Source organism: Kineosporiaceae bacterium SCSIO 59966 (genome assembly GCA_020881835.1).
Classification (GTDB): domain Bacteria; phylum Actinomycetota; class Actinomycetes; order Actinomycetales; family SCSIO-59966; genus SCSIO-59966.
Window position 1 is genome coordinate 491,289 of record CP052876.1, and the last position, 25,425, is coordinate 516,713.

Sequence of the window (25,425 nt, forward strand, 5' to 3'; positions counted from 1 at the left end):
ACAAGAGCATGTCCCGCATCGGCAGGCAGCCCGTCCCGGTCCCGTCCGGCGTCGACGTGACGATCGACGGCCGCACCGTGAACGTCAAGGGCCCCAAGGGGACGCTGAGCCACACCGTGGCAGCCCCCATCGAGGTGAACCGCGGCGAGGACGGTGCCGTGACCGTCACCCGTCCCGACGACAGCCGCGAGTCCCGCTCGCTGCACGGCCTGACCCGGACGCTGATCGCCAACATGGTGACCGGCGTGACCGAGGGCTACGAGAAGAAGCTCGAGATCGTCGGCACCGGCTACCGGGTGACCGCCAAGGGCTCGAACCTCGAGTTCGCCCTCGGCTTCAGCCACCCGGTCCTCGTCACCCCGCCGGAGGGCGTCACCTTCGCGGTGGAGTCCCCGACGAGGTTCTCGGTCTCCGGCATCGACAAGCAGGCCGTCGGTGAGGTGGCCGCGAACATCCGCAAGCTGCGTCGTCCGGACCCGTACAAGGGCAAGGGTGTCCGGTACGCCGGGGAGCAGATCCGCCGCAAGGTCGGAAAGGCTGGTAAGTAGCGATGGCGATCGGTATCAAGGGCAAGGGCACGCGGGTCGCCCGCAGCCGTCGTCAGCTGCGCGTCCGCAAGAAGGTCGCCGGCACCGCGGTGCGGCCGCGGCTGGTCGTCAACCGCTCGACCCGGCACGTCTTCGTGCAGGTCGTGGACGACGAGCGCGGCCACACGCTGGCCTCGGCCTCCACCATGGAGGCGGACCTGCGCGGGCTGGACGGCGACAAGACGGCCAAGGCGCGCCGGGTCGGCGAGCTCGTGGCTCAGCGGGCCAAGGCGGCCGGCATCGAGGCCGTGGTCTTCGACCGCGGCGGCAACCGCTACCACGGCCGCGTCGCGGCCGTCGCCGAGGGCGCCCGGTCCGCCGGGCTCGCCCTGTAAAGCACGCGACCGCGAAGCAGCGAGAGAGAAGGACGTTTCCCATGGCTGGACCCCAGCGCAGGGGCAGCAGCGGCGCCGCCGGTGGCGGCGAGCGCCGTGACCGGCGCGACCGCGACAACCGTCGCGGCGACGACCGGGACAAGACCCAGTACGTCGAGCGCGTGGTGACCATCAACCGCGTCGCCAAGGTCGTCAAGGGCGGCCGCCGCTTCAGCTTCACCGCACTCGTCGTCGTCGGTGACGGCGACGGCACCGTCGGCGTCGGCTACGGCAAGGCGAAGGAGGTGCCGGCCGCGATCGCCAAGGGCGTGGAGGAGGCCAAGAAGAACTTCTTCAAGGTCCCCCGGATCCAGGGCACGATCCCGCACCCGATCACCGGCGAGGCGGCGGCCGGGGTCGTGCTGCTGCGCCCGGCGTCGCCCGGTACCGGCGTCATCGCCGGGGGCCCGGTGCGGGCCGTGCTGGAGTGCGCCGGCATCCACGACGTGCTGAGCAAGTCCCTCGGCTCGGACAACGCGATCAACATCGTCCACGCGACCGTGGCCGCCCTGCGCGGCCTCGAGCGCCCCGAGGAGGTGGCCGCGCGTCGCGGCCTGCCGATCGAGGACGTCGCGCCCGCCGCCCTGCTGCGGGCCCGTGCTGCCGGGGTCGGTGCCTGATGGCCAGGCTCAAGGTCGTGCAGATCCGCTCGGAGATCGGGGGCAAGCAGAACCAGCGCGACACCCTCCGGTCCCTGGGCCTCAAGCGCATCGGTGACGCCGTGGTCAAGGAGGACCGCCCGGAGATCCGGGGCATGGTCGCTGCCGTGGCGCACCTCGTCACCGTCGAGGAGGTCGACTGACATGGCGCCCAACAGCGCTGACAACGTCCGTGCCGAGGGGCACGGTGGTGCGCTGAAGGTGCACCACCTGCGCCCGGCTCCGGGGTCCCGGACCGCGAAGACCCGGGTCGGCCGGGGTGAGGCCAGCAAGGGCAAGACCGCCGGCCGGGGCACCAAGGGCACCAAGGCCCGCTACCAGGTGTCCGCCGCCTTCGAGGGTGGGCAGATGCCGTTGCACATGCGGCTGCCCAAGCTGCGCGGGTTCAGCAACCCGTTCCGGACCGAGTACCAGGTGGTCAACACCGGCCGGCTCGCCGAGCTGTTCCCGCAGGGCGGGACCGTCGGCGTCGCCGAGCTCGTCGAGGCCGGGGCCGTCCGCAAGGGCCAGAAGGTCAAGGTGCTCGGCACCGGTGACCTCGCGGTGGCCCTCGAGGTGAGCGCCCACAAGTTCTCCGCGTCCGCCAAGGAGAAGATCACCGCCGCCGGAGGCTCGGTCACCGAGCTCTGAGGTCACGCTGGTGCCCGTCGGCCGCGCCGCCCGGGTGACCGCCGTTCGGGCTGTCACCCCGGGCGCCGCGGCCGACGCACGTCCGGCACCCTGCAGCACCCCCACCCGTCCGCGATAGTCTCGGCGCACCCGCCACCGACGGCGACGCCCCGACGCCCCTGCGCACGCCGCGCACCTGGAGGACCTGTGCTCAGCGCATTCGCGCGGGCGTTCAAGACGCCCGACCTGCGGCGCAAGCTGCTGTTCACGATGGGGATCATGGCCCTGTTCCGGCTCGGGTCCTTCGTCCCGACCCCCGGTGTGAGCTACCCGAACGTCCAGGACTGCATCGGCGGCCTGGACCAGACCAACGACCTGCTCGGCATGGTCAACCTGTTCAGCGGCGGAGCGCTCCTGCAGCTGTCGGTGTTCGCGCTGGGGATCATGCCGTACATCACCGCGAGCATCATCGTGCAGCTCCTGCGGGTCGTCATCCCGCGTTTCGAGGAGCTGCACAAGGAGGGGCAGCAGGGCACCGCCAAGCTGACGCAGTACACGCGGTACCTGACGATCGCGCTGGCCGTGCTGCAGTCCACCACGTACGTGGCCGTCGCGCGCTCCGGCAACCTGTTCGGCGTCGCCGGCTCCGGTGCCCCGGCGTCCTGCCAGAACGTCATCCCGAACGACTCGGCGATGACCATGCTGCTCATGGTGATCACGATGACCGCGGGCACCGGCCTGATCATGTGGCTCGGTGAGCTCATCACCGAGAAGGGCATCGGCAACGGCATGTCGATGCTCATCTTCACCTCGATCGCGGCGACCTTCCCGGGCTCGATCTGGGCGATCGGCCAGGCTCGCGGCTACGACGTGATGACGCTGGTCGTCGCCGTCGGGCTCGTCATCCTCACGCTCGTGGTCTTCGTCGAGCAGTCCCAGCGCCGGGTTCCGGTGCAGTACGCCAAGCGGATGGTCGGCCGCCGCATGTACGGCGGCACGAGCACCTACATCCCGATCAAGGTGAACATGGCCGGCGTCATCCCCGTCATCTTCGCCTCGTCCCTGCTGTACCTGCCGGCGCTCGTCGCGCAGTTCAACGACCCGACGGCGGACTGGGTGGTCTGGGTGACGAACACGTTCGTCACCGGCGACCACCCGGTCTACATCATCAGCTACTTCCTGCTGATCGTGTTCTTCACGTACTTCTACGTGTCGATCACGTTCAACCCCGACGAGGTCGCGGACAACATCAAGCGCGTGGGCGGGTTCATCCCCGGCATCCGCGCCGGACGACCCACGGCGGAGTACCTCGACTACATCCTCACCCGGATCACGCTGGCCGGAGCGCTGTACCTCGGCCTGGTCGCGCTGATCCCGATCATCGCCCTGGTCCTCGTCGGGGCGAACCAGAACTTCCCGTTCGGTGGCGTGTCGATCCTCATCGTCGTCGGCGTCGGACTGGAGACGGTGAAGCAGATCGAGTCGCAGCTGCAGCAGCGACACTACGAAGGGTTCCTGCGATGACGCGCCTGGTCCTGCTCGGTCCCCCCGGAGCCGGCAAGGGCACCCAGGCCCAGCGGCTCTCCGAGCGGCTCGGCGTGCCCGCCGTCTCCACCGGCGACATCTTCCGCTCCAACGTCGCCCAGGGGACCGAGCTCGGCCGCGAGGCGCAGTCCTACATGGAGGCCGGGGAGTACGTGCCCGACTCGGTGACCAACCGGATGGTCGCCGACCGGCTCACCCAGGCGGACTGCTCCGGCGGGTTCCTGCTGGACGGCTACCCGCGCACGGCCGCTCAGGTCGTCGAGCTCGACCGGGTGCTCGCCGCGGACGGCCACCGGCTGGACGCCGTCCTCGAGCTCGTCGTCGCCGACACCGAGGAGGTCGTCAGCCGGCTGCGCAAGCGGGCGGTCACCGAGGGCCGCAGCGACGACACCGAGGACGTCATCCGGCGGCGGCTGGAGGTCTACGCCGAGCAGACGGCGCCGCTGACCGACCTGTACCGCGAGCGGGGTCTGCTCGTGCAGGTCGACGGGACCGGGGACGTCGACGAGGTGACCAGCCGGATTCTCACCGCCCTCGACGAGCGCACCGCCTGACTCGGATGTTCGGTCGCGAGCGGATCGAGTACAAGACCCCCGAGCAGGTGCTGCTCATGCGCCGGGCCGGCCTCGTCGTCGCCCGGGCGCTGGAGGCGGTGCGTGCCGAGATCCGTCCCGGCGTGACGACCGCCGAGCTCGACGCGGTCGCCGAGGACGTCATCCGCTCCGCCGGGGCCACCCCCTCCTTCCTCGGCTACCACGGGTTCCCGGCGTCGATCTGCGCGTCGGTGAACGAGGAGGTCGTCCACGGCATCCCCGGCGGGCGCACGGTGCAGCCCGGAGACGTGGTCTCGATCGACTGCGGTGCGATCGTCGACGGGTGGCACGGCGACGCGGCGTTCAGCACCGTCGTGGCACCGGCCGGCGCCGCGGACACCACGCTCAGCGCGGTCACCGAGCAGGCGATGTGGGCCGGGGTCGCCGCGCTGCAGGTCGGCGGCCGGCTCGGCGACGTCGGCGCCGCCGTCGAGGACGCCGTCGAGGGTCGGTACGGCATCGTGGAGGGCTACGTCGGCCACGGGATCGGCACCGCGATGCACCAGCCGCCGGAGGTCCTCAACTACCGGGTCCGGGAACGCGGCCCGCGCCTGCGCCCGGGACTGTGCGTCGCGGTCGAGCCGATGCTCGTCGACGGCGACCCGGACACCACCGTCCTGGCCGACGACTGGACCGTCGTGACGACGTCCGGCGCCCGCGCCGCCCACTGGGAGCACACCGTCGCACTCGGTGAGCGCGGACCCTGGGTGCTCACCGCCCCGGACGGCGGGGTGGAGGCGCTGGCCGCCCTCGGCGTCCGCGCCGCTCCCCTTGCCGACTGACTGGGCCGACTGACCGGACCGGCTGGCCCGACGATTTCGTGGTTGCGGGCAGAGTGGCGTAGGCTTGTGCGTCGGCTCACGAGCACCATCGTCCTGTCGCGCCCCGCGGCTGGTTCGGCACGACCAGGACGCCGTCACGCGTGCGCCACGCCAGGTACGTCCCCGCTCCGGCGGGCCGAGAAGACGAGTGAGGACCGACCCAGGACATGGCGAAGAAGGACGGAGTCATCGAGATCGAGGGCACCGTGGTGGAGGCCCTGCCGAACGCGATGTTCCGTGTGGAGCTGTCCAACGGGCACAAGGTCCTCGCCCACATCTCGGGCAAGATGCGCCAGCACTACATCCGGATCCTCCCGGAGGACCGGGTGGTCGTCGAGCTCAGCCCGTACGACCTCACCCGCGGGCGCATTGTCTACCGCTACAAGTAACCGACCACAGCGAGCACCGCGCCGCCGACGGCGAGAGCCGGCCGGCGGGAGGCCGAGGGACACGATGAAGGTACAGCCGAGCGTCAAGACGATCTGCGACAAGTGCAAGGTGATCCGCCGTCACGGCCGGGTCATGGTGATCTGCGAGAACCCTCGTCACAAGCAGCGCCAGGGCTGACGACCCACCCCACTGCAGGGCACGACCCCCGGGACGACGTCCCGGGACGACACCCCCGGTCCGGAGGCCGGGGACTCCCACCTCGCGGCGGGAGGCCGGTCCTGCAGCAGACCTCCGGCGACACCAGGAGATAGACAGGAATGGCACGTCTCGTCGGCGTCGACCTCCCCCGCGACAAGCGGCTCGAGGTTGCGCTCACCTACATCTACGGCATCGGACGCACCCGCGCCCAGCAGGCCCTTGCCGCCACCGGCGTGAGCCCCGACCTGCGCGTCCGCGACATGGGCGACGCCGAGCTCGTGGCCCTGCGTGACTACATCGACGCCAACTTCCAGGTCGAGGGAGACCTCCGCCGAGAGGTGGCCTCCGACATCCGGCGCAAGGTCGAGATCGGCTCCTACCAGGGGCTCCGCCACCGTCGCGGCCTGCCGGTGCACGGCCAGCGCACCAAGACGAACGCCCGGACCCGCAAGGGGCCCAAGCGCACCGTCGCGGGCAAGAAGAAGGCCAAGAAGTAGACCCAGCGGCCCCCGCCGCGCCCCCGACCTCCCGACACAGCGTCACCGAACCAGCCAGGAGAGAAGCAGCACATGCCTCCCAAGACCCGAGCAGCCGCCGGGGCGCGCCGTCCCCGCCGCAAGGAGAAGAAGAACGTCTCCCACGGCCAGGCGCACATCAAGAGCACCTTCAACAACACCATCGTCTCCATCACCGACCCGTCCGGTGCGGTGATCTCGTGGGCCTCCGCCGGTCAGGTCGGCTTCAAGGGCTCCCGCAAGTCGACCCCGTTCGCGGCGCAGATGGCGGCCGAGGCCGCGGCGCGCCGTGCCCAGGAGCACGGGATGCGCAAGGTCGACGTGTTCGTCAAGGGACCTGGCTCCGGCCGGGAGACCGCGATCCGCTCGCTGACGGCCGCCGGGCTGGAGGTCGGGTCCATCTCGGACGTGACTCCCACCCCGCACAACGGCTGCCGCCCGCCCAAGCGCCGTCGCGTCTGACCCGCGCCGACCCTGACGACACGAAGGAGAAACCCAGACCATGGCGCGATACACCGGCGCTGACTGCAAGCGCTGCCGCCGCGAGAAGACCAAGCTGTACCTCAAGGGTGCCAAGTGCGACTCGCCGAAGTGCCCGATCGAGATCCGGCCCTACCCGCCGGGCGAGCACGGCCGCGCCCGCACCAAGGAGAGCGAGTACCTCCTGCAGATGCGGGAGAAGCAGAAGGCCGCCCGCATCTACGGCGTGCTGGAGAAGCAGTTCCGCGGGTACTACGAGGAGGCGCACCGGCGTCCGGGCAAGACCGGCGAGAACCTGCTGCGGATCCTGGAGTCGCGGCTCGACAACGTCGTCTACCGGGCCGGTTACGCCAAGTCCCGTGACATGGCTCGCCAGCTCGTCCGGCACGGCCACTTCCTCGTCAACGGCAAGAAGGTCGACATCCCGAGCTACCGGGTGAGCGAGAACGACATCGTCGAGGTCCGGGCGAAGTCCTGGGAGATGACGCCGTTCGTCGTCGCCCGCGCCGAGGCCGGTGAGCGGACCGTCCCGGCGTGGCTCGAGGTCGTCCCCTCCAAGATGCGGATCCTCGTGCACGGCCTGCCCCAGCGCCAGGTGATCGACACCCAGGTGCAGGAGCAGCTCATCGTCGAGCTCTACTCGAAGTAAGCCGGGTAGCCGGCGTAACCCGCCGGTGCCCCCGGTGCCCACGGCACCGGGGACGCCGCGCGGGCGGGCTCCCCCCGGGAGCAGCACCACCCCGGACGGCGTACCGAGCCCGTCCGGGCCGTGTCAGGGTCAAATAGCGGGCCCTGGAAGGAAGGAACCACAGTGCTCATCGCGCAGCGCCCCACCCTCACCGAGGACGTCGTCACCGAGCGCCGCTCGCGGTTCGTCATCGAGCCGCTGGAGCCGGGCTTCGGCTACACCCTCGGCAACTCCCTCCGTCGCACCCTGCTGTCGTCGATCCCCGGCGCGGCCGTGACCAGCCTCCGCATCGACGGCGTCCTGCACGAGTTCTCCACCGTGCCGGGGGTCAAGGAGGACGTCACCGAGATCATCCTCAACATCAAGAACCTCGTCGTCTCCAGCGAGCACGACGAGCCGGTCGTCATGTACCTGCGCAAGCAGGGCCCCGGCACGGTGACCGCCGCCGACATCGCCCCGCCGGCGGGCGTCGAGGTGCACAACCCCGACCTGCACATCGCCACGCTCAACGCCAAGGGCAAGCTGGAGATGGAGCTCACCGTCGAGCGCGGCCGCGGCTACGTCTCGGCCCAGCAGAACAAGTCCGGGGACGCCGAGATCGGCCGGATCCCGGTGGACTCCATCTACTCCCCGGTGCTCAAGGTGACGTACAAGGTCGAGGCGACCCGCGTCGAGCAGCGCACCGACTTCGACCGTCTCGTCGTCGACGTCGAGACCAAGGCCTCGATGCAGCCGCGTGACGCGATGGCCAGCGCCGGCAAGACCCTGGTCGAGCTGTTCGGGCTGGCCCGCGAGCTCAACGTCGAGGCCGAGGGCATCGACATGGGGCCGTCGCCCACGGACGCCGCGCTGGCAGCGGACCTGGCGCTGCCGATCGAGGAGCTCGACCTCACGGTCCGCTCCTACAACTGCCTGAAGCGCGAGGGCATCCACACCGTGGGTGAGCTCACCGCCCGCAGCGAGGCCGACCTGCTCGACATCCGCAACTTCGGCGCGAAGTCGATCGACGAGGTCAAGGCCAAGCTGGTCGGCATGGGCCTGTCGCTCAAGGACAGCCCGCCCGGGTTCGACCCGAGCGCCGTCGTGGACACCTACGGCGACGACGACATGTCCTTCGCCGAGGACGAGCAGTACTGAGGCACCCGAGCCACGCTCACGCCGTCCGGCGGTCCTGACGGCGCGGCCCCACCCGAGGAGAACACCGAACTATGCCTACCCCAGCCAAGGGCCCGCGGCTCGGCGGCGGCCCGGCCCACGAGCGCCTCATGCTCGCCGGTCTGGCCACCCAGCTGTTCGAGCACCAGCGGATCACGACGACCGAGGCCAAGGCGAAGCGGCTGCGTCCGCTCGCTGAGCGCCTCATCACCTTCGCCAAGCGCGGGGACCTCGCCGCCCGGCGCCGGGTGATGACGGTGGTCCGCGACAAGGGCGTCGTGCACACCCTGTTCACCGAGATCGGCCCGGCGATGGCCGAACGTCCCGGCGGGTACACCCGGATCACGAAGATCGGCCCCCGCAAGGGGGACAACGCCCCGATGGCCGTGATCGAGCTCGTGCTCGAACCGCTGTCGCCGAAGAAGGCGACCGTGCGCGAGGCCGAGTCGGCGACCCGCCGAGCCGCCGCGGCGAGTGCCGTCCCGGCCGCCGAGGAGACGACGACCGAGCCGGCCGAGGTGGACGACTCTGCTGAGCCGGCTGACTCTGCTGAGTCGGCTGACTCTGCTGAGTCGGCTGACTCGCCGGCAGAGGCCGACGCCGGTGCAGCGGCCGCTGGCGAGGACGAGGACGAGAAGAAGGCGGACGCCTGACCCACCCGCCTGAGCGTGCCGCCGAGCCCGCCGCCCCCGCCGACGGGGACGGCGGGCTCGTGCGCGTCCGGCTGGACCTGGGCTACGACGGCACCGGGTTCCGGGGCTGGGCGCGCCAACCCGGCCTGCGCACCGTCCAGGAGACCCTCGAGGACGCCCTTGCCCGGGTGCTCAGGCTGCAGGCCCCGCCGGTCACGGTCGTGGCCGGCCGCACCGACGCCGGCGTCCACGCCACCGGGCAGGTCTGCCACGTCGACCTGCCCCGAACCGTCTGGCTCGCCGTGCGCGACCGCTCCGGGTCCGCGCGCGGTGAGGTGCTGCGCCGGCGCCTGGCCGGCGTCCTGCCCGACGACGTCGTCGTCACCCGGGTGACGGCGGCGGCACCCGGCTTCGACGCCAGGTTCTCGGCACTGCGCCGCCGCTACGCCTACCGGCTCGCGGACGACCCGGCCGGGGTCCCGCCGCTGCGCCGCTGGGACGTCGCCCGGGCCCGCGGTCCACTCGACGTCGCCGCGATGGACGCCGCCGCACGCACCCTGGAGGGCCTGCACGACTTCGCCGCGTTCTGCCGCCCTCGGTCCGGGGCGACGACGGTGCGCACGCTGCTGGAGTACCGCTGGTCCCGCGACGCCGACGGCTTCGTCACCGCCCGCGTCGTCGCCGACGCGTTCTGCCACTCGATGGTCCGCGCCCTCGTCGGCGCGGTGCTGCCGGTGGGCAGCCGGCGCCGACCGGTGGACTGGCCGCGACAGGTGCTCGACGCAGGCGTCCGCGACCCGGCCGTCGAGGTCGCCCCGGCGCACGGGCTGGTCCTCGAGGAGGTCGTCTACCCCGGGGACGCCGACCTGGCCGAGCGGGCCCGAGTGGCCCGCCGGCGCCGGGACGAGCCGCAGTGCCCACCCGGCCCCGACCGCTGACCGGGCGGGGCGGGCCGGCGGGCCCCTCGAGTCGTGGGCCGGCCCGGGCGGTGGCATCGTCGGAGGCATGAGCCAGAACGACAACGTCAGCGAGACCGTCGGCGTCCCCCCGGACGACGCCCCGGACGACCTGCTCGAGCGGGCCACGGACGACGACGTCGACGACGTCCTGGACGCCGGCTACTCCCCGCCGGAGAAGCCGCTCGGCATCGACAGGTTCGGCACCACGCTCGAGGAGGAGCGCCAGGGCGAGACCCTCGACCAGCGGCTGGCCCAGGAGGAGCCGGAGCAGTCCGTCGAGGCCCAGGACCCCGGCGGCGCGCGCGGCGTCCGTGCCCCCGGCGAGCCCGACGTGGTCGACGACGGGACTGCCGACGCCGCGCAGGACGGCGAGCTGCTGGACGACCAGGTCGGGGACCGGCGCGCCGGCCGGATCGTCGAGTCCGACGAGGGCGCCCACACCGACGCCGAGAAGGACGCCGTCGCCCGGGACGTGGGCGTCGACGGCGGTGCCGCCTCGGCGGAGGAGGCGGCGGTGCACGTCGTGGACGACTCTGAGTCGACGTGACCGGCTGACCTGACTGGCGGAGCCGGCGACGGGGCTCTTCCGGCGTGTCCGTGGCGGGGGCTACGGTGCTCGGCAGATCCCGCGGATATCGCCACGTAGCGGGACCAACCGCTGTCACCGCCCAGCCCTGGAGTCCCGATGGCGTCTTCCCGCCCTCTGCGTGCCACCGCCCTGACCGTCGGCTCGGCGGCGCTCCTCGGGTCCCTGCTCGTCCCGCTGCCGGCGGTGGCGCAGCACTCCCCGGTGCCCGAGCAGGTCACGCTGGTGGGCAGCCTGCAGAGCGAGCTGGGCTGCAGCGGTGACTGGGAGCCCGACTGCGAGGCCACCCGGCTCGAGCCGGTCGACGGCACCACCGAGTTCGCCGCGACGTTCGAGGTGCCCGGCGGGCAGCACTCCTTCAAGGTGGCGCTCAACGACGGGTGGGACGAGAACTACGGCGCCGGCGGGGTGGCCGGCGGCGCCGACATCCCCCTGGTGCTCGGTGGGTCCGTGCCGGTGCGGTTCTCCTACGACCACGCCACGCACGACGTCCGGATGACCCCGCTGCTGGCAGCGGAGCCGCTCGGGGACGGCGACGCGGACCTCGTGCCGCCGTCCCTGCGCGAGCCGCTGACCGACGAGCGGTTCTACTTCGTCATGGCCGACCGGTTCGCCAACGGCGACCCGACCAACGACACCGGCGGCTCGACGTCCGGCGACCGCCTGGACCACGGGTTCGACCCGACCGACAAGGGCTTCTACCACGGTGGCGACCTGGCCGGGATCATGGACCGGCTTGACTACGTCGAGTCGCTGGGAACCACGGCGATCTGGCTCACACCGTCGTTCGAGAACCGGCCGGTCCAGGGTTCCGGCGACGACGTCAGCGCTGGGTACCACGGCTACTGGGTCACCGACTTCACCCGGATCGACCCGCACCTGGGCACCAACGAGGAGATGAAGGCCCTCGTCGACGCCGCGCACGAGCGGGGGATGAAGGTCTTCTTCGACATCATCACGAACCACACCGCGGACGTCATCGACTACGCCGAGGGCGAGTACGCCTACGTCAGCAAGGAGCAGGCGCCGTACCGGGACGCTGACGGCCACGAGTTCGACGACGCCGACTACGCCGGCACCGGGGAGTTCCCCGAGCTGGACCCTGAGGTGTCCTTCCCGTACACGCCGGTGTTCCGGACCGACGCCGACGCCACCGCGAAGACGCCGGCCTGGCTCAACGATCGCACGCTGTACCACAACCGCGGCGACTCGACGTTCACCGGCGAGTCCAGCACCTACGGTGACTTCATCGGCCTGGACGACCTGTTCACCGAGCACCCGGACGTCGTCGAGGGCATGGGCGAGATCTACCGGACCTGGGTCGACTTCGGCATCGACGGCTTCCGGGTCGACACCGTCAAGCACGTGAACATGGAGTTCTGGCAGGAGTTCGCACCGGCGATCACGCAACGGGCCCGGGAGACCGGCAACGACGACTTCTTCGCCTTCGGCGAGGTGTTCGAGGCCAACCCTGCCTACATGTCGCAGTACACGACCACCGGGCGGATGCAGGCCACCATCGACTTCGCCTTCCAGGCGCGCGCCGTCGAGCTGGCCAAGGGCGGCCCGGGCACGGCGATGCGCGACCTGTTCGCGGCCGACGACTGGTACACCGACACCGACTCCAACGCCTACCAGCTGCCCACCTTCCTGGGGAACCACGACATGGGCCGCGTCGGTCACTTCCTCGCCCAGGACGTCGAGGACGACGCCGAGCTGCTGGCGCGGGCCCGGTTCGCCCACGCGCTGATGTACCTCTTCCGCGGGCAGCCGGTCGTCTACTACGGCGACGAGCAGGGCTTCACCGGTGACGGCGGCGACAAGGACGCCCGGCAGGACATGTTCGCCTCACAGGTCGCCAGCTACGCCGACGACGACCTCATCGGCACCGACGCCACGACGGCCGAGGACAACTTCGACACCGACCACCCGCTGTACCGCTGGATCGCCGAGCTGGCGGCCCTGCGCGAGGAGCACCCCGCGCTGGCGGACGGGACGCAGGTGCACCGGTACGCGAGCAACGCGGCGGGCGTGCTCGCGGTCAGCCGTTTCGACCGCGACCGCGGCGTGGAGTACGTCGTCGCGGTGAACAACGCGACCGAGCCCGCCACCGCGTCGTTCGAGACGTGGACGCCGAGGACGACGTTCCGTCCGGTGCTGGGGGAGGGCTCGCACCTGCGCAGCGACGCCGAGGGCCGGGTGGAGGTCACCGTGCCGCCGCTGTCGGCCGTGGTGTGGGAGGCCGTCCGGCCGGTCAGGAAGCGGACGACCGCGCCGGCGCCCGCGTTCGCCGCCCCGTCCGCCGGCGCCGTCGTGCACCCGGTGCCCGGCAGCGGCGGCGGCGACCGGGCCGAGGTGCGGGTGAGCGTCACCGAGAACGCGTTCGCCGAGGTCGGCTTCGCGTGGCGTCTGGCCGGCACCGAGGACTGGCAGCGCCTCGGCACCGACGACAACGCGCCGTACCGGGTGTTCCACGACCTCTCCGGGCTGGCCGACGGCACGGTCGTCGAGTACCGGGCGGTGCTGCGTGACGCCAGCGGCAACCTCTCGGTCGCCTCCAGCTTCGGCGTCGTGGGCGACGCCCCGGCCGGTGGCGGCACCGGCGGCGGCACCGACCCCGTGGGCCCGGTCGAGCAGCCCGACGCCGTGAGCGTGCCGGGGACGCACAACACCGAGATGGGTTGCGAGACCGACTGGGACCCCGGCTGCGACGCCGCCCAGCTGACGCTGTCGCCTACCGACGACGTCTGGAAGGGCACGTTCGACCTGCCCGCCGGCGACTACGAGTACAAGGTCGCCGTCGACGGCACGTGGGACGAGAACTACGGCGCCGGCGCCGTCCCGGGCGGCGCGAACATCCCGTACACCCACGACGGCGGGCCGGTCTCCTTCTACTACGACCACCGCACCCACTGGGTGGCCTCCGACGCGCAGGGCCCGGTCGTCACCGCACCGGGGTCGTTCCAGTCCGAGCTCGGCTGCCCCGGTGACTGGGCACCCGAGTGCATGCGGTCGTGGCTGCAGGACCCGGACGGCGACGGCACCTACACGTTCGCGACCACGCAGATCCCGCCCGGCTCCTACGAGGTCAAGGTCGCGCACGGCCTGTCCTGGGACGAGAACTACGGCGCCGGCGGCGCCCCGGACGGCGCGAACATCGGCTTCTCGGTGCCCGCCGCCGGCGTCGTGACGACGTTCAGCTACGACCTGGCCACCCACGTGCTCACGGTCAGCACGTCGCAGGCCGGTGCCGCCCCGGACCTCAGCACGGCGAAGGCGCACTGGGTGGCGCGCGACCTCGTCGCCTGGCCTCGAGGGGACCTGCCACCCGGGCTCGGCCCCGACCAGGCGCGGTGGCGCCTGCACTGGGCCCCCGACGGTGGGCTGGCCGTGGACGCCGAGGACCTGGCCGGTGGTGACAGCGCACCGCTGACCTACGACCCGGCAGGCCTGCCCGACGACGTCCGGGAGTCCTTCCCGCACCTGGCGGACCACCTGGCGCTGCGGCTGGACGCCAGGACCGTCGCGCAGGCCCGCGCCATCCTCACCGGGCAGGTCGCCGTCGCGCAGTACGACGACCTGGGTCGGCTCACCGACGCCACCGGCGTCCAGGTGCCGGGTGTCATCGACGACCTGTACGCGGCAGCGGCGGACGCCGACCTGGGCGTCCAGTGGCGCGGCCGCTCGCCGCACCTGGCCCTGTGGGCCCCGACGGCCAAGGACGTCGACCTGCTGGTGTGGCCGGCGTCCGCACCCGACGGTGAGCCGCGGCGGCTGGACGCCTGCCGCGACGCCGACGGGGTCTGGCACGTGGTGGGCCGGCCGGACTGGACCGGGTCGCAGTACCTGTGGGCGGTCACGGTCTACGCGCCGTCGACCGGTGCAGTGGAGGAGAACCTCGTCACCGACCCGTACTCGGTGGCCCTGACCACCGACTCCCGGCGGTCGGTCGTCGTGGACCTCGACGACCGCTCGCTCGCCCCGGCGCAGTGGCGGACCGCCGAGCAGCCGGCCCTGGACCAGCCGGAGGACTCGACCATCTACGAGCTGCACGTGCGCGACTTCTCCATCGGGGACGAGACGGTGCCCGCTGAGCACCGGGGCACCTACCTCGCGTTCGCCGACGAGGGACGGGGGCGGGCGCACCTGCGAGACCTCGCCGAGGCGGGCCTCAACACGGTGCACCTGCTGCCGACGTTCGACATCGCCTCGATCCCGGAGGACCCGGCCGACCAGCTCACCCCGGACTGCGACCTCGAGTCGCTCCCCCCGGACTCGCCGGAGCAGCAGGCCTGCATCGGCGCCGTGCGTGCCCGCGACGCCTTCAACTGGGGCTACGACCCGTGGCACTTCTCGGTACCGGAGGGCTCGTACGCGACCCGGCCGGACGGCGGCGCGCGGGTCGCGGAGTTCCGGACCATGGTCGGGGCGCTGCACGCCGACGGGCTGCGCGTCGTCCTCGACCAGGTGTTCAACCACACGGCCGCCTCGGGGCAGGACCCGAAGTCCGTGCTCGACCGGGTCGTTCCCGGGTACTACCACCGGCTGAACCCCTCGACCGGTGCGGTCGAGACGTCCACGTGCTGCCAGAACGTCGCGACGGAGCACGCGATGGCCGAGAAGCTCATGGTCGACTCGGTGGTGCTGTGGGCGCGTGACTACAAGGTCGACGGGTTCCGGTTCGACCTCATGGGTCATCACTCACGCTCGACGATGGAGACGGTGCGGGCCGCGCTCGACGACCTCACGCCCGTGAAGGACGGCGTGGACGGCACCCAGGTGTACCTGTACGGCGAGGGCTGGAACTTCGGTGAGGTCGCGGACAACGCCCGGTTCACCCAGGCCACCCAGGGTCAGCTCGACGGCACCGGGATCGGAACCTTCTCCGACCGGCTCCGGGACGCCGTCCGTGGGGGCGGGCCGTTCGACGAGGACCCACGCGTCCAGGGCCTGGCCAGCGGGTTGTTCACCGACCCCAACGACAGCCCGGCGAACGGCGACACCGGCGCCCAGCGGGACCGGCTGCTCCACTACGGCGACCTGGTCAAGCTCGGACTGGCCGGCAACCTGCGGGACTACACCTTCGTCGGCGCGAACGGGGAGACGGTCAAGGGCTCCGAGGTCGACTACAACGGGTCGCCTGCCGGCTACGCGAGCGACCCGGAGGAGGTCGTCACCTACGTCGACGCGCACGACAACGAGACGATCTGGGACGCCCTGACCCTCAAGCTGCCGCCGGACACCTCGATGGACGACCGGGTGCGGATGAACACCCTGGCGCTGTCGACGGTGGCACTGAGCCAGACCCCCGCGTTCTGGCACGCCGGGGCCGACCTGCTGCGCAGCAAGTCGCTGGACCGCAACTCCTACGACTCCGGTGACTGGTTCAACCACATCGGCTGGGACGGCGCCGACAACGGCTTCGGCCGCGGCCTGCCCCCGGCGTGGGACAACGAGGCGAAGTGGGTCTACCAGCAGCCGCTGCTGGCGGACCCGGCGCTCAAGCCGGACGCCGACGACGTCGAGGCGGCGTCGACCGCCGCGCGCGAGCTGCTCGAGCTGCGGTTCTCCTCCCCGCTGTTCCGGCTCGGGGACGCCGCGGAGATCCAGCGTCGCGTGTCGTTCCCGCTGGGCGGCCCGGAGCAGACCCCGGGCGTGGTCGTCATGCACATCGACGACACGGCCGGCACGGACCTCGACCCCGAGCTCGAGGGGCTGCTCGTCGTCCTCAACGCCACCGACGAGCCGGTTGCCGAGCAGGTGCCGGGGCTGGCTGGTGAGGGCCTCTCCCTGCACCCGGTGCAGGCGGACGGCGCGGACGACGTCGTGCGGGCCACCGCGTGGGACGCCGAGGCGGGGACCGTCACCGTCCCGGCCCGAACCGTCGCGGTCCTGGTCCAGGACTGAGCGCGCCCCGCGAGGGCGTTTTGACCACTCCAGCGGCCCCCTAGTACCCTGACGAGTCGTCGTGCGCTCTGGCCGCGTGGGCCGGGGCGCCGTCCCGACACCACTGGCGTGACAGGGCGCCTCGTCCTGCCGCCTCAGGCGGTCGGCGACACGCACGCACACCACCGAGCACACGCTCACCAACGAGCACCACCAACGAGACGGAACGAAGGCTGACCACCGTGCGCACGTACACCCCCAAGCCCGGCGACGTCGAGCGTCAGTGGCACGTCATCGACGCGACCGACGTCGTCCTCGGCCGGCTGGCCAGCCACACCGCCCAGCTGCTGCGCGGCAAGCACAAGCCGGTCTTCGCCCCGCACGTGGACACCGGCGACTTCGTCATCATCGTCAACGCCGGCAAGGTGGCCCTCTCCGGCGCCAAGCGCGAGCAGAAGAAGGCCTACCGGCACTCCGGCTACCCGGGCGGCCTGCGCGCCATGGCCTACGGCGACCTGCTGGAGAGGTTCCCCGAGCGCGCCGTGGAGAAGGCCGTCCGCGGGATGCTTCCCAAGAACAGCCTCGGCCGCCAGATGATGCGCAAGCTCAAGGTCTACGCCGGCCCGGAGCACCCGCACGGCGCCCAGAAGCCGCAGCCGTTCGAGATCACCCAGGTCGCGCAGTAGCCCGCGCCCGCCCCACCGACTGAGACCAGCCCCACCCGAGGAGAACCGTGGCCGAGCCCACCGCGACCGACGTGACCGAGGACGTCGAGGACGCCCCGAGCAGCTACTCGACGACCACCCCCGGGACCCCCGGGGCCGGCACGAGCATCACCGCGCCCGGCGGCGCGACCGGGCGGCGCAAGGAGGCCGTGGCCCGCGTCCGCCTGGTGCCGGGCAGCGGCCGCTGGTCCGTCAACGGCCGGGACCTGGAGTCCTACTTCCCCAACAAGGTGCACCAGCAGCTCGTCAACGAGCCGTTCCGGGTCACCGAGCTCGAGGGCCGCTTCGACGTCATCGCCCGGATCGACGGGGGCGGCACCTCGGGGCAGGCCGGCGCGCTGCGCCTGGGCATCGCCCGCGCGCTCAACGAGATCGACGCCGAGGCGAACCGGCCGGCGCTGAAGAAGGCCGGCTTCCTGTCCCGCGACGCCCGGGTCAAGGAGCGCAAGAAGGCGGGTCTGAAGAAGGCCCGCAAGGCCCCGCAGTACAGCAAGCGCTGACGTCCGGGGCGCCCGCCCAGGGCGCGGCCGGCGACGTCCCGACGGCCCCGGGAGTACGCTCCCGGGGCCGTCGCGGCGTCCACGACCCAGGAGGACCTGTGCCCCGACTCTTCGGCACGGACGGCGTCCGCGGTCTCGCGAACGTCGACGTCACCGCCGAGCTCGCCCTGGACCTGTCCGTCGCCGCCGCCCACGTGCTGGGCGACGCCGGGGCCTTCGCGGGCCACCGGCCGCGGGCCGTCGTCGGCCGCGACCCGCGCGCCTCCGGGGAGTTCCTGTCCGCCGCCGTCGTCGCCGGTCTGGCCAGTGCCGGGGTGGACGTCGAGGACGTCGGGGTGCTGCCGACCCCCGGTGTGGCCTACCTCGTCGCGGCGACCGGCGCCGACCTCGGCGTCGTCCTGTCGGCGTCGCACAACCCGATGCCGGACAACGGGATCAAGTTCTTCGCCCGCGGTGGGCACAAGCTGCCGGACGACGTCGAGGACCAGATCGAGAAGCGGTTGCGGGAGGACTGGCAGCGGCCCACGGGTGCCCGGGTCGGGCGGATCCGGCCCGACGGCGCCGGGGCCGCCCGGTACGTCGAGCACCTCGTGGGGACCCTGCGCCACCGCCTGGACGGCCTGCGGGTGGTGATGGACTGCGCGCACGGCGCCGCCTACCAGGTCGGCCCCGCCGCGCTGCGCGCGGCCGGTGCGCAGGTGACCGTGATCGGCGCCGAGCCCGACGGCCTCAACATCAACGACGGCTACGGGTCCACCCACCTCGACCGGCTGCAGGCCGCCGTCCGGGAGCACGGCGCGGACGCCGGGATCGCCGTCGACGGGGACGCCGACCGGTGCCTGGCCGTGGACGCCGACGGCCGCGTCGTCGACGGCGACCAGGTGATGGGCGTGCTGGCGGTTGCCCTCGCCGAGCGCGGCGAGCTGGCCGGCGACACCCTCGTCACGACGGTGATGAGCAACCTCGGGCTGCGCCTGGCGATGGAGCAGGCCGGGATCCGGACCGTGCAGACCGCCGTCGGGGACCGCTACGTGCTCGAGGAGATGCACCGGCACGGCTACTGCCTGGGCGGCGAGCAGTCCGGGCACGTGCTCATGCTCGCCCACCAGACCACCGGCGACGGCATCCTGACCGGGCTGCAGCTGCTGTCCCGGATGGCCGAGACCGGTCGCCCGCTCGCCGAGCTCGCCGGCGTCGTCCGGCGGCTGCCGCAGGTGCTCGTCAACGTCACGAACGTGGACAAGCGTCGCGCCCACGAGGACCCGGAGCTGACCAGCGCCGTCCAGGCCGCCGAGGCCGCCCTCGGCGAGACCGGCCGGGTGCTGCTGCGACCGTCCGGCACCGAGCCGGTCGTGCGGGTCATGGTCGAGGCCGCGGACGTCGAGCAGGCCCAGCAGGTCGCCGACCGGCTCGCCGGCGTCGTCCGGCAGCGGCTCGCCCTCGCCTGAGGGCCCTCACAGCTTGCGCAGCCGGACCCGCTGCACCGAGTGGTCCGGGCCCTTGCCCAGGACGAGCGTCGCCCGGCCACGGGTCGGCAGCACGTTCTCCACGAGGTTGCGCTCGTTGATGTCCCGCCAGATCTGCTCGGCGCGGGCGGTCGCCTGCTCGTCGGTCAGGTCGGCGTACCGGCGGAAGTAGGACCCGGGGCGGGTGAACGCCGTCCGGCGCAGCTCGAGGAAGCGCTGGACGTACCACTGCCGGACGTCGTCGGTGCGGGCGTCGACGTAGATGGAGAAGTCGAAGAAGTCGCTCACCGCCAGGCCCTGCCGGCCGTCGGCGCGCGGGCGGGCGGGCTGCAGGACGTTGAGTCCCTCGACGATGAGCACGTCCGGGCGCCGGACGACGACCTCGGCGCCGGGCACGATGTCGTAGGTGAGGTGGGAGTAGACCGGGGCGCGGACCTCCTCGGCCCCCGACTTCACCGCGGTGACGAAGCGCAGCAGGGCCCGCCGGTCGTAGGACTCGGGGAACCCCTTGCGGTGCATGAGGTGCCGGCGCTCGAGCTCCGCGTTGGGGTAGAGGAACCCGTCGGTGGTGACGAGCTCGACCCGCGGGGTCTGCGGCCACCGGGCCAGCAGCTCGCGCAGTAGCCGGGCCGTCGTCGACTTGCCCACGGCCACGGACCCGGCGATGCCGACGACGAACGGGGTGCGCCCCGGCGACTCCCCGAGGAAGGTCGTGCTGGCGGTGTGCAGGTGGTCGACGGCGTCGACGTAGAGGTTGAGCAGCCGGGACAGCGGCAGGTACACCTCCTCGACCTCCCGCAGGTCCACCCGCTCGCCGATCCCCCGCAGCCGCTCGACGTCCGCGTCGGTCAGCGGCAGTGGCGTCGAGCGCGCCAGCCGGCTCCAGGTGTGCCGGTCCAGGTGGACGAACGGCGACGCACCACCGCTGGTGCTCGGGTGCGCGACGATCGACACGTACCGCATTGTGCCGGTCACGGCCGCCTGGGTGGGCGTCCGCCCGCTGCCGGGATCGTTAGGCTGCCGTCCATGTGCGGCATCGTGGGCTACGCGGGCAGGGACGCCTCGACGCGTCAGGCGGTGGACGTGGTCCTCGACGGCCTGCGCCGGCTGGAGTACCGCGGCTACGACTCGGCCGGGGTCGCCGTCCTGGCCGACGGCGAGGTGGTGGCGGCCAAGCGGGCCGGCAAGCTGGCCAACCTCGTCGACGCCCTGGACGCCGCACCGCTGCCGGTCAGCGCCACCGGGATCGGGCACACCCGGTGGGCCACGCACGGTGCACCGACCGACGAGAACGCCCACCCGCACCTCGGCGGGCAGGGCCGGGTCGCGCTGATCCACAACGGCATCATCGAGAACTTCGGCCGGCTCAGGGCCGAGCTGCTCGAGGCGGGCGTCACCTTCCGCAGCGAGACCGACACCGAGGTCGCCGCCCACCTGCTCGCCCGTGCCTACGACGACACCGGTGACCTCACCGAGGCGATGCGGACGGTCTGCCGCCGGCTCGAGGGCGCCTTCACCCTGCTCGCCGTCCACGCCGACGTCCCCGGCACGGTCGTGGGCGCCCGACGCAACTCCCCGCTCGTCGTCGGTCTGGGCCAGGACGCCAACTACCTCGGTTCGGACGTCGCCGCGTTCATCGCCCACACCCGCGAGGCGGTCGAGCTCGGCCAGGACCAGGTGGTCACCATCACCGCCGACGCCGTGGAGATCACCGGGTTCGACGGGTCACCGGCGCAGGGCAGGCGCTACCACGTCGACTGGGACGCCGCCGCCGCCGAGAAGGGCGGCTACCCGTCGTTCATGGCCAAGGAGATCCACGAGCAGCCGCGCGCCGTGGCCGACACCCTGCTCGGCCGCACCGACGAGAACGGCGACCTGGTCCTCGACGAGCTGCGCATCGACGAGGCCGTGCTGCGCAGCATCGACAAGATCGTCGTCGTCGCGTGTGGCACCGCCGCCTACGCCGGTCAGGTGGCCAAGTACGCCATCGAGCACTGGTGCCGGATCCCGGTCGAGGTCGAGCTCGCGCACGAGTTCCGCTACCGCGACCCGGTGGTGAACGCCAAGACCCTCGTCGTCGCGGTCTCCCAGTCCGGCGAGACGATGGACACCATCATGGCGGTGCGGCACGCCCGCGAGCAGGGTGCCCGGGTGATCGCCATCTGCAACACCCACGGGTCCACCATCCCGCGCGAGTCCGACGGCGTCCTGTACACCCACGCCGGTCCCGAGGTCGCGGTCGCCTCGACGAAGGCGTTCCTCGCCCAGATCACCGCCACCTACCTGCTCGGGCTGTACCTGGCGCAGCTGCGCGGCAACAAGTTCCGCGACGAGGTGCGCGAGATTCTCGGCCAGCTGCAGCAGATGCCCGAGGCGATCCAGAAGGTCCTTGACGGCGTCGAGCACGTCCGGCAGATCGCCCGCTGGATGGTCGACACCCGGTCGGTGCTCTTCCTCGGTCGGCACGTGGGGTACCCGGTGGCGATGGAGGGCGCGCTCAAGCTCAAGGAGCTCGCCTACATCCACGCCGAGGGCTTCGCCGCCGGGGAGCTCAAGCACGGGCCGATCGCCCTCATCGAGCCCGGCCAGCCGGTGTTCGTCGTCGTGCCGTCACCGCGCGGGCGGGACTCCCTGCACGCCAAGGTGGTCTCCAACATCCAGGAGATCCGGGCCCGCGGCGCCCGCACCCTGGTGATCGCCGAGGAGGGCGACGACGACGTCGTCCCCTACGCCGACGAGATCATCCGGGTGCCACAGACCCCGACGCTGCTCGCGCCGCTGGTCACGACCGTTCCGCTGCAGGTGTTCGCCTGCGAGCTGGCCACCGCCAAGGGGTTGGACGTCGACCAGCCGCGCAACCTGGCCAAGTCCGTCACGGTCGAGTGAGGGTGACGGCTACCCGCGGGGCAGGGTGGCGGGACTGCATGATCACCGAGAGGGGATGGTGGGGGTGATCGTCGCGGTAGGGGTGGACGTCGTCGACGTCGCCAGGTTCACCGCCCAGCTGCAGCGCACTCCCGGGCTCACCGAGCGGCTGTTCACCGCGGCCGAGCGTGACCTGCCGCCGGCCTCGCTCGCCGCCCGGTTCGCCGCCAAGGAGGCGGTCGCCAAGGCCCTCGGTGCGCCGGTCGGGCTCGCCTGGCACGACTGCACCGTGCACCGCGCGGACGACGGGCGGCCGCACCTGGAGGTCACCGGCACGGTCGCCGCCCGCGCCGCCGAGCTCGGCGTCGACACCTTCCACCTGTCGCTGAGCCACGATGCCGGGATCGCCTCGGCGATGGTCGTCGCCGAGCGCACCCGCCCCCCCGCGGCCACCGGCACGGCCGGGGCCGGGGGCCGGATGTGATCCGCGCCTGGACGGTGGACGCCGTCCGCCGCGCCGAGGCGGCGGCGCTGGCCATCGCCCCCGAGGGCGCCCTCATGCAGCGGGCGGCCGGGGCGCTGGCCGCCCGCACCGCTGTCCTGCTCCGGCAGCGCTGCGGCGGCGTGGCCGGCCGCCGGGTGGTGCTGCTCGTGGGAGCCGGCGACAACGGTGGTGACGCGCTGTGGGCCGGCGTCCGGCTCGCCCGGCGCGGTGCCCGAGTGGACGCCGTCCCCGCCGCCGGGCGGGTGCACGCCGAGGGGCTCGCCGAACTGCGCGCCGCCGGTGGGCGGACCGTGGCCGTCGACGAGGCCACGGCCGTGCTCGCCCGCGCGGACGTCGTCCTCGACGGCCTGGTCGGTCTCGGCGGCAGCCCCGGGCTGCGCCCGCCCGCCGACGCGCTCGTCGCCGCCGTGCCACCGACGGCCGCGGTCGTCGCCGTCGACCTGCCCAGCGGGGTGGACCCGGACACCGGGCAGACGCCGGGCGAACACGTGCGGGCCGACGTCACCGTGACCTTCGGCGGCGCCAAGCCGTGCCTGCTGCTGCCGCCCGCCGCGGCGGCCGCCGGCCGGGTCGAGGTCGTCGACATCGGCCTGGACCCCGCGGAGCTCGGCCCGCCGCAGGTGGAGCGCCTTGAGCCGGCCGACGCCGCCGGGCGCTGGCCGGTGCCGGGACCCCGGGACGACAAGTACTCCCGCGGCGTGCTCGGCGTCGTCGCCGGCGGCGCCCGGTACACCGGCGCGGCGGTGCTGTGCACCGGGGCGGCGGTGCGGGCCGGCGCGGGCATGGTCCGCTACCTCGGGCCGCCGGAGCCCACCGCGCTGGTGCGGGCCCGCTGGCCCGAGGTGGTGCCCGGCCAGGGACGAGTACAGGCCTGGGTGGTCGGCCCGGGGATCGACCCCGGCGACCCGGACCAGCTGCCGGCGGTGGAGGCCGCGCTCGCCGGCGACCTGCCCTGCCTGGTCGACGCCGGCGCCCTGGAGCTGCTGCCCGCGCAGCGGCGGGACGCCCCCACCCTGCTCACCCCGCACGCCGGGGAGCTGGCCCGCCTGCTCACCAGGCTCGAGGGCGACGGCGCCGGTCGCCGCGCCGGCACGACGGCCCGGGACGACGTGCTCGCCGCCCCGCTGGACGCGGCCCGGCGTGCGGCCCGGCTGACCGGGGCGACCGTGCTGCTCAAGGGCGCGACCACGCTGGTCGTCCCACCTGACGGGCCGGTGCGCTCCCAGCCGGCCGGCCCGCCCTGGCTCGCCACGGCGGGTGCCGGCGACGTCCTGGCCGGGGTCGCCGGCGTGCTGCTCGCGGCCGGGCTCGACCCCGTGGAGGCCGGTTCGCTCGCCGTGCTGGCCCACGCGGCGGCCGCCCGAGCCGCCGCCGGGACCGACGACACCCGGGTCGGTGGGCCGCTCGCCGCCGGCCTGCTGCTCGATGCGCTGCCCGCGGCCGTGGCCCGGCTGCTAGGCGGGGAATGAGCCCTGCCGGGGGACTGGTGGGTGAGGGCGGTGGTTCCGCTGAGCCGCGCGAACCCTGCTGGCGTGGCGGGCTCACGAGAGGAGGGAGCCCGTCATGGTCACGGGGCGAGCACCCCAGCCGGGATCTTGATCTGCAGCAACCGCTCGTAGGCGTCCCCCGAGGCCGCCACTGAGGTCGCGAAGGTGCGCTGCCAGACGCTGAGCGGCACGTCTTCCTCGACGAAGCCGCCCCGGGCCGCCAGCCTGCGCGTCTCGGCGTCAGCCCACTGCGACAGCCTGGACCAGGACAGGTTCAAGGCATTGAGCGACTGGAGGAAGGAGTCGGCCCCGCCCGTCGCGTCGGCAGTGACCCGGCCGGCGACACCGTTCATGATCGAGTGTCGGCCCAGGGGCAGGACGCGGACGCCCAGCCATGCCTGCAGCGCGTCCTCCACGCAGTGGCAGGTGGTGCATCCGTGCCACGACCACCTCGTGACGCCGCCCGCGGTGCCTCGAGCGCACACCTGGCACAGGTCGACCGCTCGGCTCACGTCGCGCCCCGACCACGGCTCTGCGGGCGCGCACGGGCAGCCCTGGCGGCCGGAGGCCGTCATCCCCCGGATGCGCCCACACGGCAGATGAACCGTGAGCTGCTCGACCTGCCGGGTCGTCACGCCGTGACCTTCCCGCGGGGACCGCGTCGTGGGCGGGCGGCGTGGATCTCCACGCTCAAGTCGTCGTCGGACATGCGTCCTCCCCGGAGTCGATGGACCCCGGTGGCGTCGCACCGGTCGTCCGCGTGTTGCGGGCGCTGTCTGCGACCGCCAGGTCCGCTCGGACCACCCGCCGCGGAGACGGGTTGGTGACAGCAAGCCGAGCCTGCGCGCCGTCGTCCTGACCTCCGTCCAGGATGGTACGGACGCACCGCTGCTGCAAGGGCCTCTCCTACCAGCCTCACCTGCGGGCCGCCTTGGCCGACGGCGGCCGCGAGTGACCCGCGTCGACACGAACGTTCTCACCGCGGCTGCCCGGCTCGCAGACACCAACCACGTCGCTGCGGCGCCCCTGCTCGAGACCCCTGACGAGCCGCTGCTGGTTCCACCCACCGTGCTGGCGGAGGTCTGCTACCTCCTCAACGAGTGAAGCGGACCGAAAACTGGGGGTGTCGGGTGTTGACGGTCAGCGTTGGTTGAGGCCGGAAACTGCCGTCTGACCTGCGGGAACGCGCTCGTGGGACCG

At 72.8% G+C, this 25,425-nt stretch carries 26 protein-coding genes, 1 pseudogene and 1 riboswitch; of the genes and pseudogenes, 25 read left to right on the forward strand and 2 right to left on the reverse strand.

The genetic code is table 11. The features are described from left to right. Positions 1-8 precede the first annotated feature (8 nt). The 21 genes from rplF to HJG43_02570 all read left to right on the forward strand — a co-directional run bounded on the left by rplF (position 9) and on the right by HJG43_02570 (position 19,350). Entirely contained in the window at positions 9-548 is a 540-nt protein-coding gene (rplF, locus tag HJG43_02470; protein UER53606.1) for a 50S ribosomal protein L6, read from the forward strand. A gap of 2 nt (positions 549-550) precedes the next feature. After that, positions 551-922 (forward strand): 50S ribosomal protein L18, encoded by a 372-nt coding sequence (gene rplR, locus HJG43_02475; GenBank protein UER53607.1) that lies wholly within the window; start codon positions 551-553, stop codon positions 920-922. A 41-nt stretch (positions 923-963) separates the two neighbouring features. Then, on the forward strand, positions 964-1,581 hold the full coding sequence (gene rpsE, locus HJG43_02480) for a 30S ribosomal protein S5 (protein UER53608.1): 618 nt from the start codon (positions 964-966) through the stop codon (positions 1,579-1,581). Further along, on the forward strand, positions 1,581-1,763 hold the full coding sequence (gene rpmD, locus HJG43_02485; GenBank protein ID UER53609.1) for a 50S ribosomal protein L30: 183 nt from the start codon (positions 1,581-1,583) through the stop codon (positions 1,761-1,763). Before rpsE ends, rpmD begins: the two co-directional genes overlap by 1 nt. Before the next feature lies 1 nt (position 1,764). After that, positions 1,765-2,250, forward strand: a complete 486-nt coding sequence (rplO, locus tag HJG43_02490; protein ID UER53610.1) for a 50S ribosomal protein L15 — start codon at positions 1,765-1,767, stop codon at positions 2,248-2,250. Positions 2,251-2,436: 186 nt separating this feature from the next. Next, a complete protein-coding gene (gene secY, locus HJG43_02495; protein ID UER53611.1) occupies positions 2,437-3,753 on the forward strand; it encodes a preprotein translocase subunit SecY in 1,317 nt (438 codons plus the stop codon). Continuing rightward, the gene (locus HJG43_02500) at positions 3,750-4,328 is read left to right on the forward strand and encodes an adenylate kinase (GenBank protein UER53612.1); all 579 of its coding nucleotides are present in this window, start codon (positions 3,750-3,752) and stop codon (positions 4,326-4,328) included. Before secY ends, HJG43_02500 begins: the two co-directional genes overlap by 4 nt. A 5-nt stretch (positions 4,329-4,333) precedes the next feature. Beyond that, complete coding sequence (gene map / locus HJG43_02505; GenBank protein ID UER53613.1) at positions 4,334-5,149, forward strand: type I methionyl aminopeptidase; 816 nt, start codon at positions 4,334-4,336, stop codon at positions 5,147-5,149. Positions 5,150-5,355: 206 nt separating this feature from the next. Further along, positions 5,356-5,577 carry a translation initiation factor IF-1 gene (infA, locus tag HJG43_02510; GenBank protein UER53614.1) on the forward strand — a complete coding sequence of 74 codons (222 nt, stop codon included), beginning with the start codon at positions 5,356-5,358 and terminating at the stop codon, positions 5,575-5,577. Between the two features lie 64 nt (positions 5,578-5,641). Continuing rightward, the gene (gene rpmJ / locus HJG43_02515; GenBank protein ID UER53615.1) at positions 5,642-5,755 is read left to right on the forward strand and encodes a 50S ribosomal protein L36; all 114 of its coding nucleotides are present in this window, start codon (positions 5,642-5,644) and stop codon (positions 5,753-5,755) included. 140 nt (positions 5,756-5,895) lie between these two features. Then, on the forward strand, positions 5,896-6,273 hold the full coding sequence (rpsM, locus tag HJG43_02520) for a 30S ribosomal protein S13 (GenBank protein UER53616.1): 378 nt from the start codon (positions 5,896-5,898) through the stop codon (positions 6,271-6,273). A gap of 72 nt (positions 6,274-6,345) precedes the next feature. Then, positions 6,346-6,753 carry a 30S ribosomal protein S11 gene (rpsK, locus tag HJG43_02525; protein ID UER53617.1) on the forward strand — a complete coding sequence of 136 codons (408 nt, stop codon included), beginning with the start codon at positions 6,346-6,348 and terminating at the stop codon, positions 6,751-6,753. A gap of 40 nt (positions 6,754-6,793) precedes the next feature. After that, positions 6,794-7,420, forward strand: a complete 627-nt coding sequence (gene rpsD, locus HJG43_02530) for a 30S ribosomal protein S4 (protein ID UER53618.1) — start codon at positions 6,794-6,796, stop codon at positions 7,418-7,420. 162 nt (positions 7,421-7,582) lie between these two features. After that, complete coding sequence (locus tag HJG43_02535) at positions 7,583-8,596, forward strand: DNA-directed RNA polymerase subunit alpha (protein ID UER53619.1); 1,014 nt, start codon at positions 7,583-7,585, stop codon at positions 8,594-8,596. A gap of 71 nt (positions 8,597-8,667) precedes the next feature. Continuing rightward, positions 8,668-9,267 (forward strand): 50S ribosomal protein L17, encoded by a 600-nt coding sequence (gene rplQ, locus HJG43_02540; protein ID UER53620.1) that lies wholly within the window; start codon positions 8,668-8,670, stop codon positions 9,265-9,267. A gap of 59 nt (positions 9,268-9,326) precedes the next feature. After that, complete coding sequence (truA, locus tag HJG43_02545) at positions 9,327-10,184, forward strand: tRNA pseudouridine(38-40) synthase TruA (GenBank protein UER53621.1); 858 nt, start codon at positions 9,327-9,329, stop codon at positions 10,182-10,184. Between the two features lie 67 nt (positions 10,185-10,251). After that, positions 10,252-10,752: a hypothetical protein gene (locus tag HJG43_02550; GenBank protein UER53622.1), complete on the forward strand. Its 501-nt coding sequence runs from the start codon at positions 10,252-10,254 to the stop codon at positions 10,750-10,752. A gap of 138 nt (positions 10,753-10,890) precedes the next feature. Further along, positions 10,891-16,698 carry a pullulanase-type alpha-1,6-glucosidase gene (gene pulA / locus HJG43_02555; protein UER53623.1) on the forward strand — a complete coding sequence of 1,936 codons (5,808 nt, stop codon included), beginning with the start codon at positions 10,891-10,893 and terminating at the stop codon, positions 16,696-16,698. Between the two features lie 221 nt (positions 16,699-16,919). Further along, entirely contained in the window at positions 16,920-17,363 is a 444-nt protein-coding gene (rplM, locus tag HJG43_02560; protein ID UER53624.1) for a 50S ribosomal protein L13, read from the forward strand. A gap of 47 nt (positions 17,364-17,410) precedes the next feature. Beyond that, a complete protein-coding gene (gene rpsI, locus HJG43_02565) occupies positions 17,411-17,902 on the forward strand; it encodes a 30S ribosomal protein S9 (protein UER53625.1) in 492 nt (163 codons plus the stop codon). Between the two features lie 98 nt (positions 17,903-18,000). Continuing rightward, positions 18,001-19,350 (forward strand): phosphoglucosamine mutase, encoded by a 1,350-nt coding sequence (locus HJG43_02570; protein UER53626.1) that lies wholly within the window; start codon positions 18,001-18,003, stop codon positions 19,348-19,350. A 6-nt stretch (positions 19,351-19,356) separates the two neighbouring features. Here the strand turns inward: HJG43_02570 and HJG43_02575 are convergent, their stop codons facing one another. Then, complete coding sequence (locus HJG43_02575; protein UER55638.1) at positions 19,357-20,331, reverse strand: type I pantothenate kinase; 975 nt, start codon at positions 20,329-20,331, stop codon at positions 19,357-19,359. A gap of 63 nt (positions 20,332-20,394) precedes the next feature. Here HJG43_02575 and glmS point away from each other — a divergent pair, with 63 nt between their 5' ends. The 3 genes from glmS to HJG43_02590 all read left to right on the forward strand — a co-directional run bounded on the left by glmS (position 20,395) and on the right by HJG43_02590 (position 24,207). After that, positions 20,395-22,254 carry a glutamine--fructose-6-phosphate transaminase (isomerizing) gene (gene glmS, locus HJG43_02580; protein ID UER53627.1) on the forward strand — a complete coding sequence of 620 codons (1,860 nt, stop codon included), beginning with the start codon at positions 20,395-20,397 and terminating at the stop codon, positions 22,252-22,254. Between the two features lie 64 nt (positions 22,255-22,318). Then, positions 22,319-22,717: a holo-ACP synthase gene (locus HJG43_02585; protein ID UER55639.1), complete on the forward strand. Its 399-nt coding sequence runs from the start codon at positions 22,319-22,321 to the stop codon at positions 22,715-22,717. Beyond that, entirely contained in the window at positions 22,714-24,207 is a 1,494-nt protein-coding gene (locus tag HJG43_02590) for an NAD(P)H-hydrate epimerase (GenBank protein ID UER53628.1), read from the forward strand. The genes HJG43_02585 and HJG43_02590 overlap by 4 nt, the downstream gene beginning before the upstream one ends. A 98-nt stretch (positions 24,208-24,305) precedes the next feature. Here HJG43_02590 and HJG43_02595 read toward each other — a convergent pair whose 3' ends face one another. Then, complete coding sequence (locus HJG43_02595; GenBank protein UER53629.1) at positions 24,306-24,641, reverse strand: hypothetical protein; 336 nt, start codon at positions 24,639-24,641, stop codon at positions 24,306-24,308. A 338-nt stretch (positions 24,642-24,979) separates the two neighbouring features. Continuing rightward, a riboswitch (SAM riboswitch) is annotated at positions 24,980-25,086 on the reverse strand. 90 nt (positions 25,087-25,176) lie between these two features. Here HJG43_02595 and HJG43_02600 point away from each other — a divergent pair. Next, positions 25,177-25,326, forward strand: a pseudogene (locus HJG43_02600) (PIN domain-containing protein). Positions 25,327-25,425 lie beyond the last annotated feature (99 nt).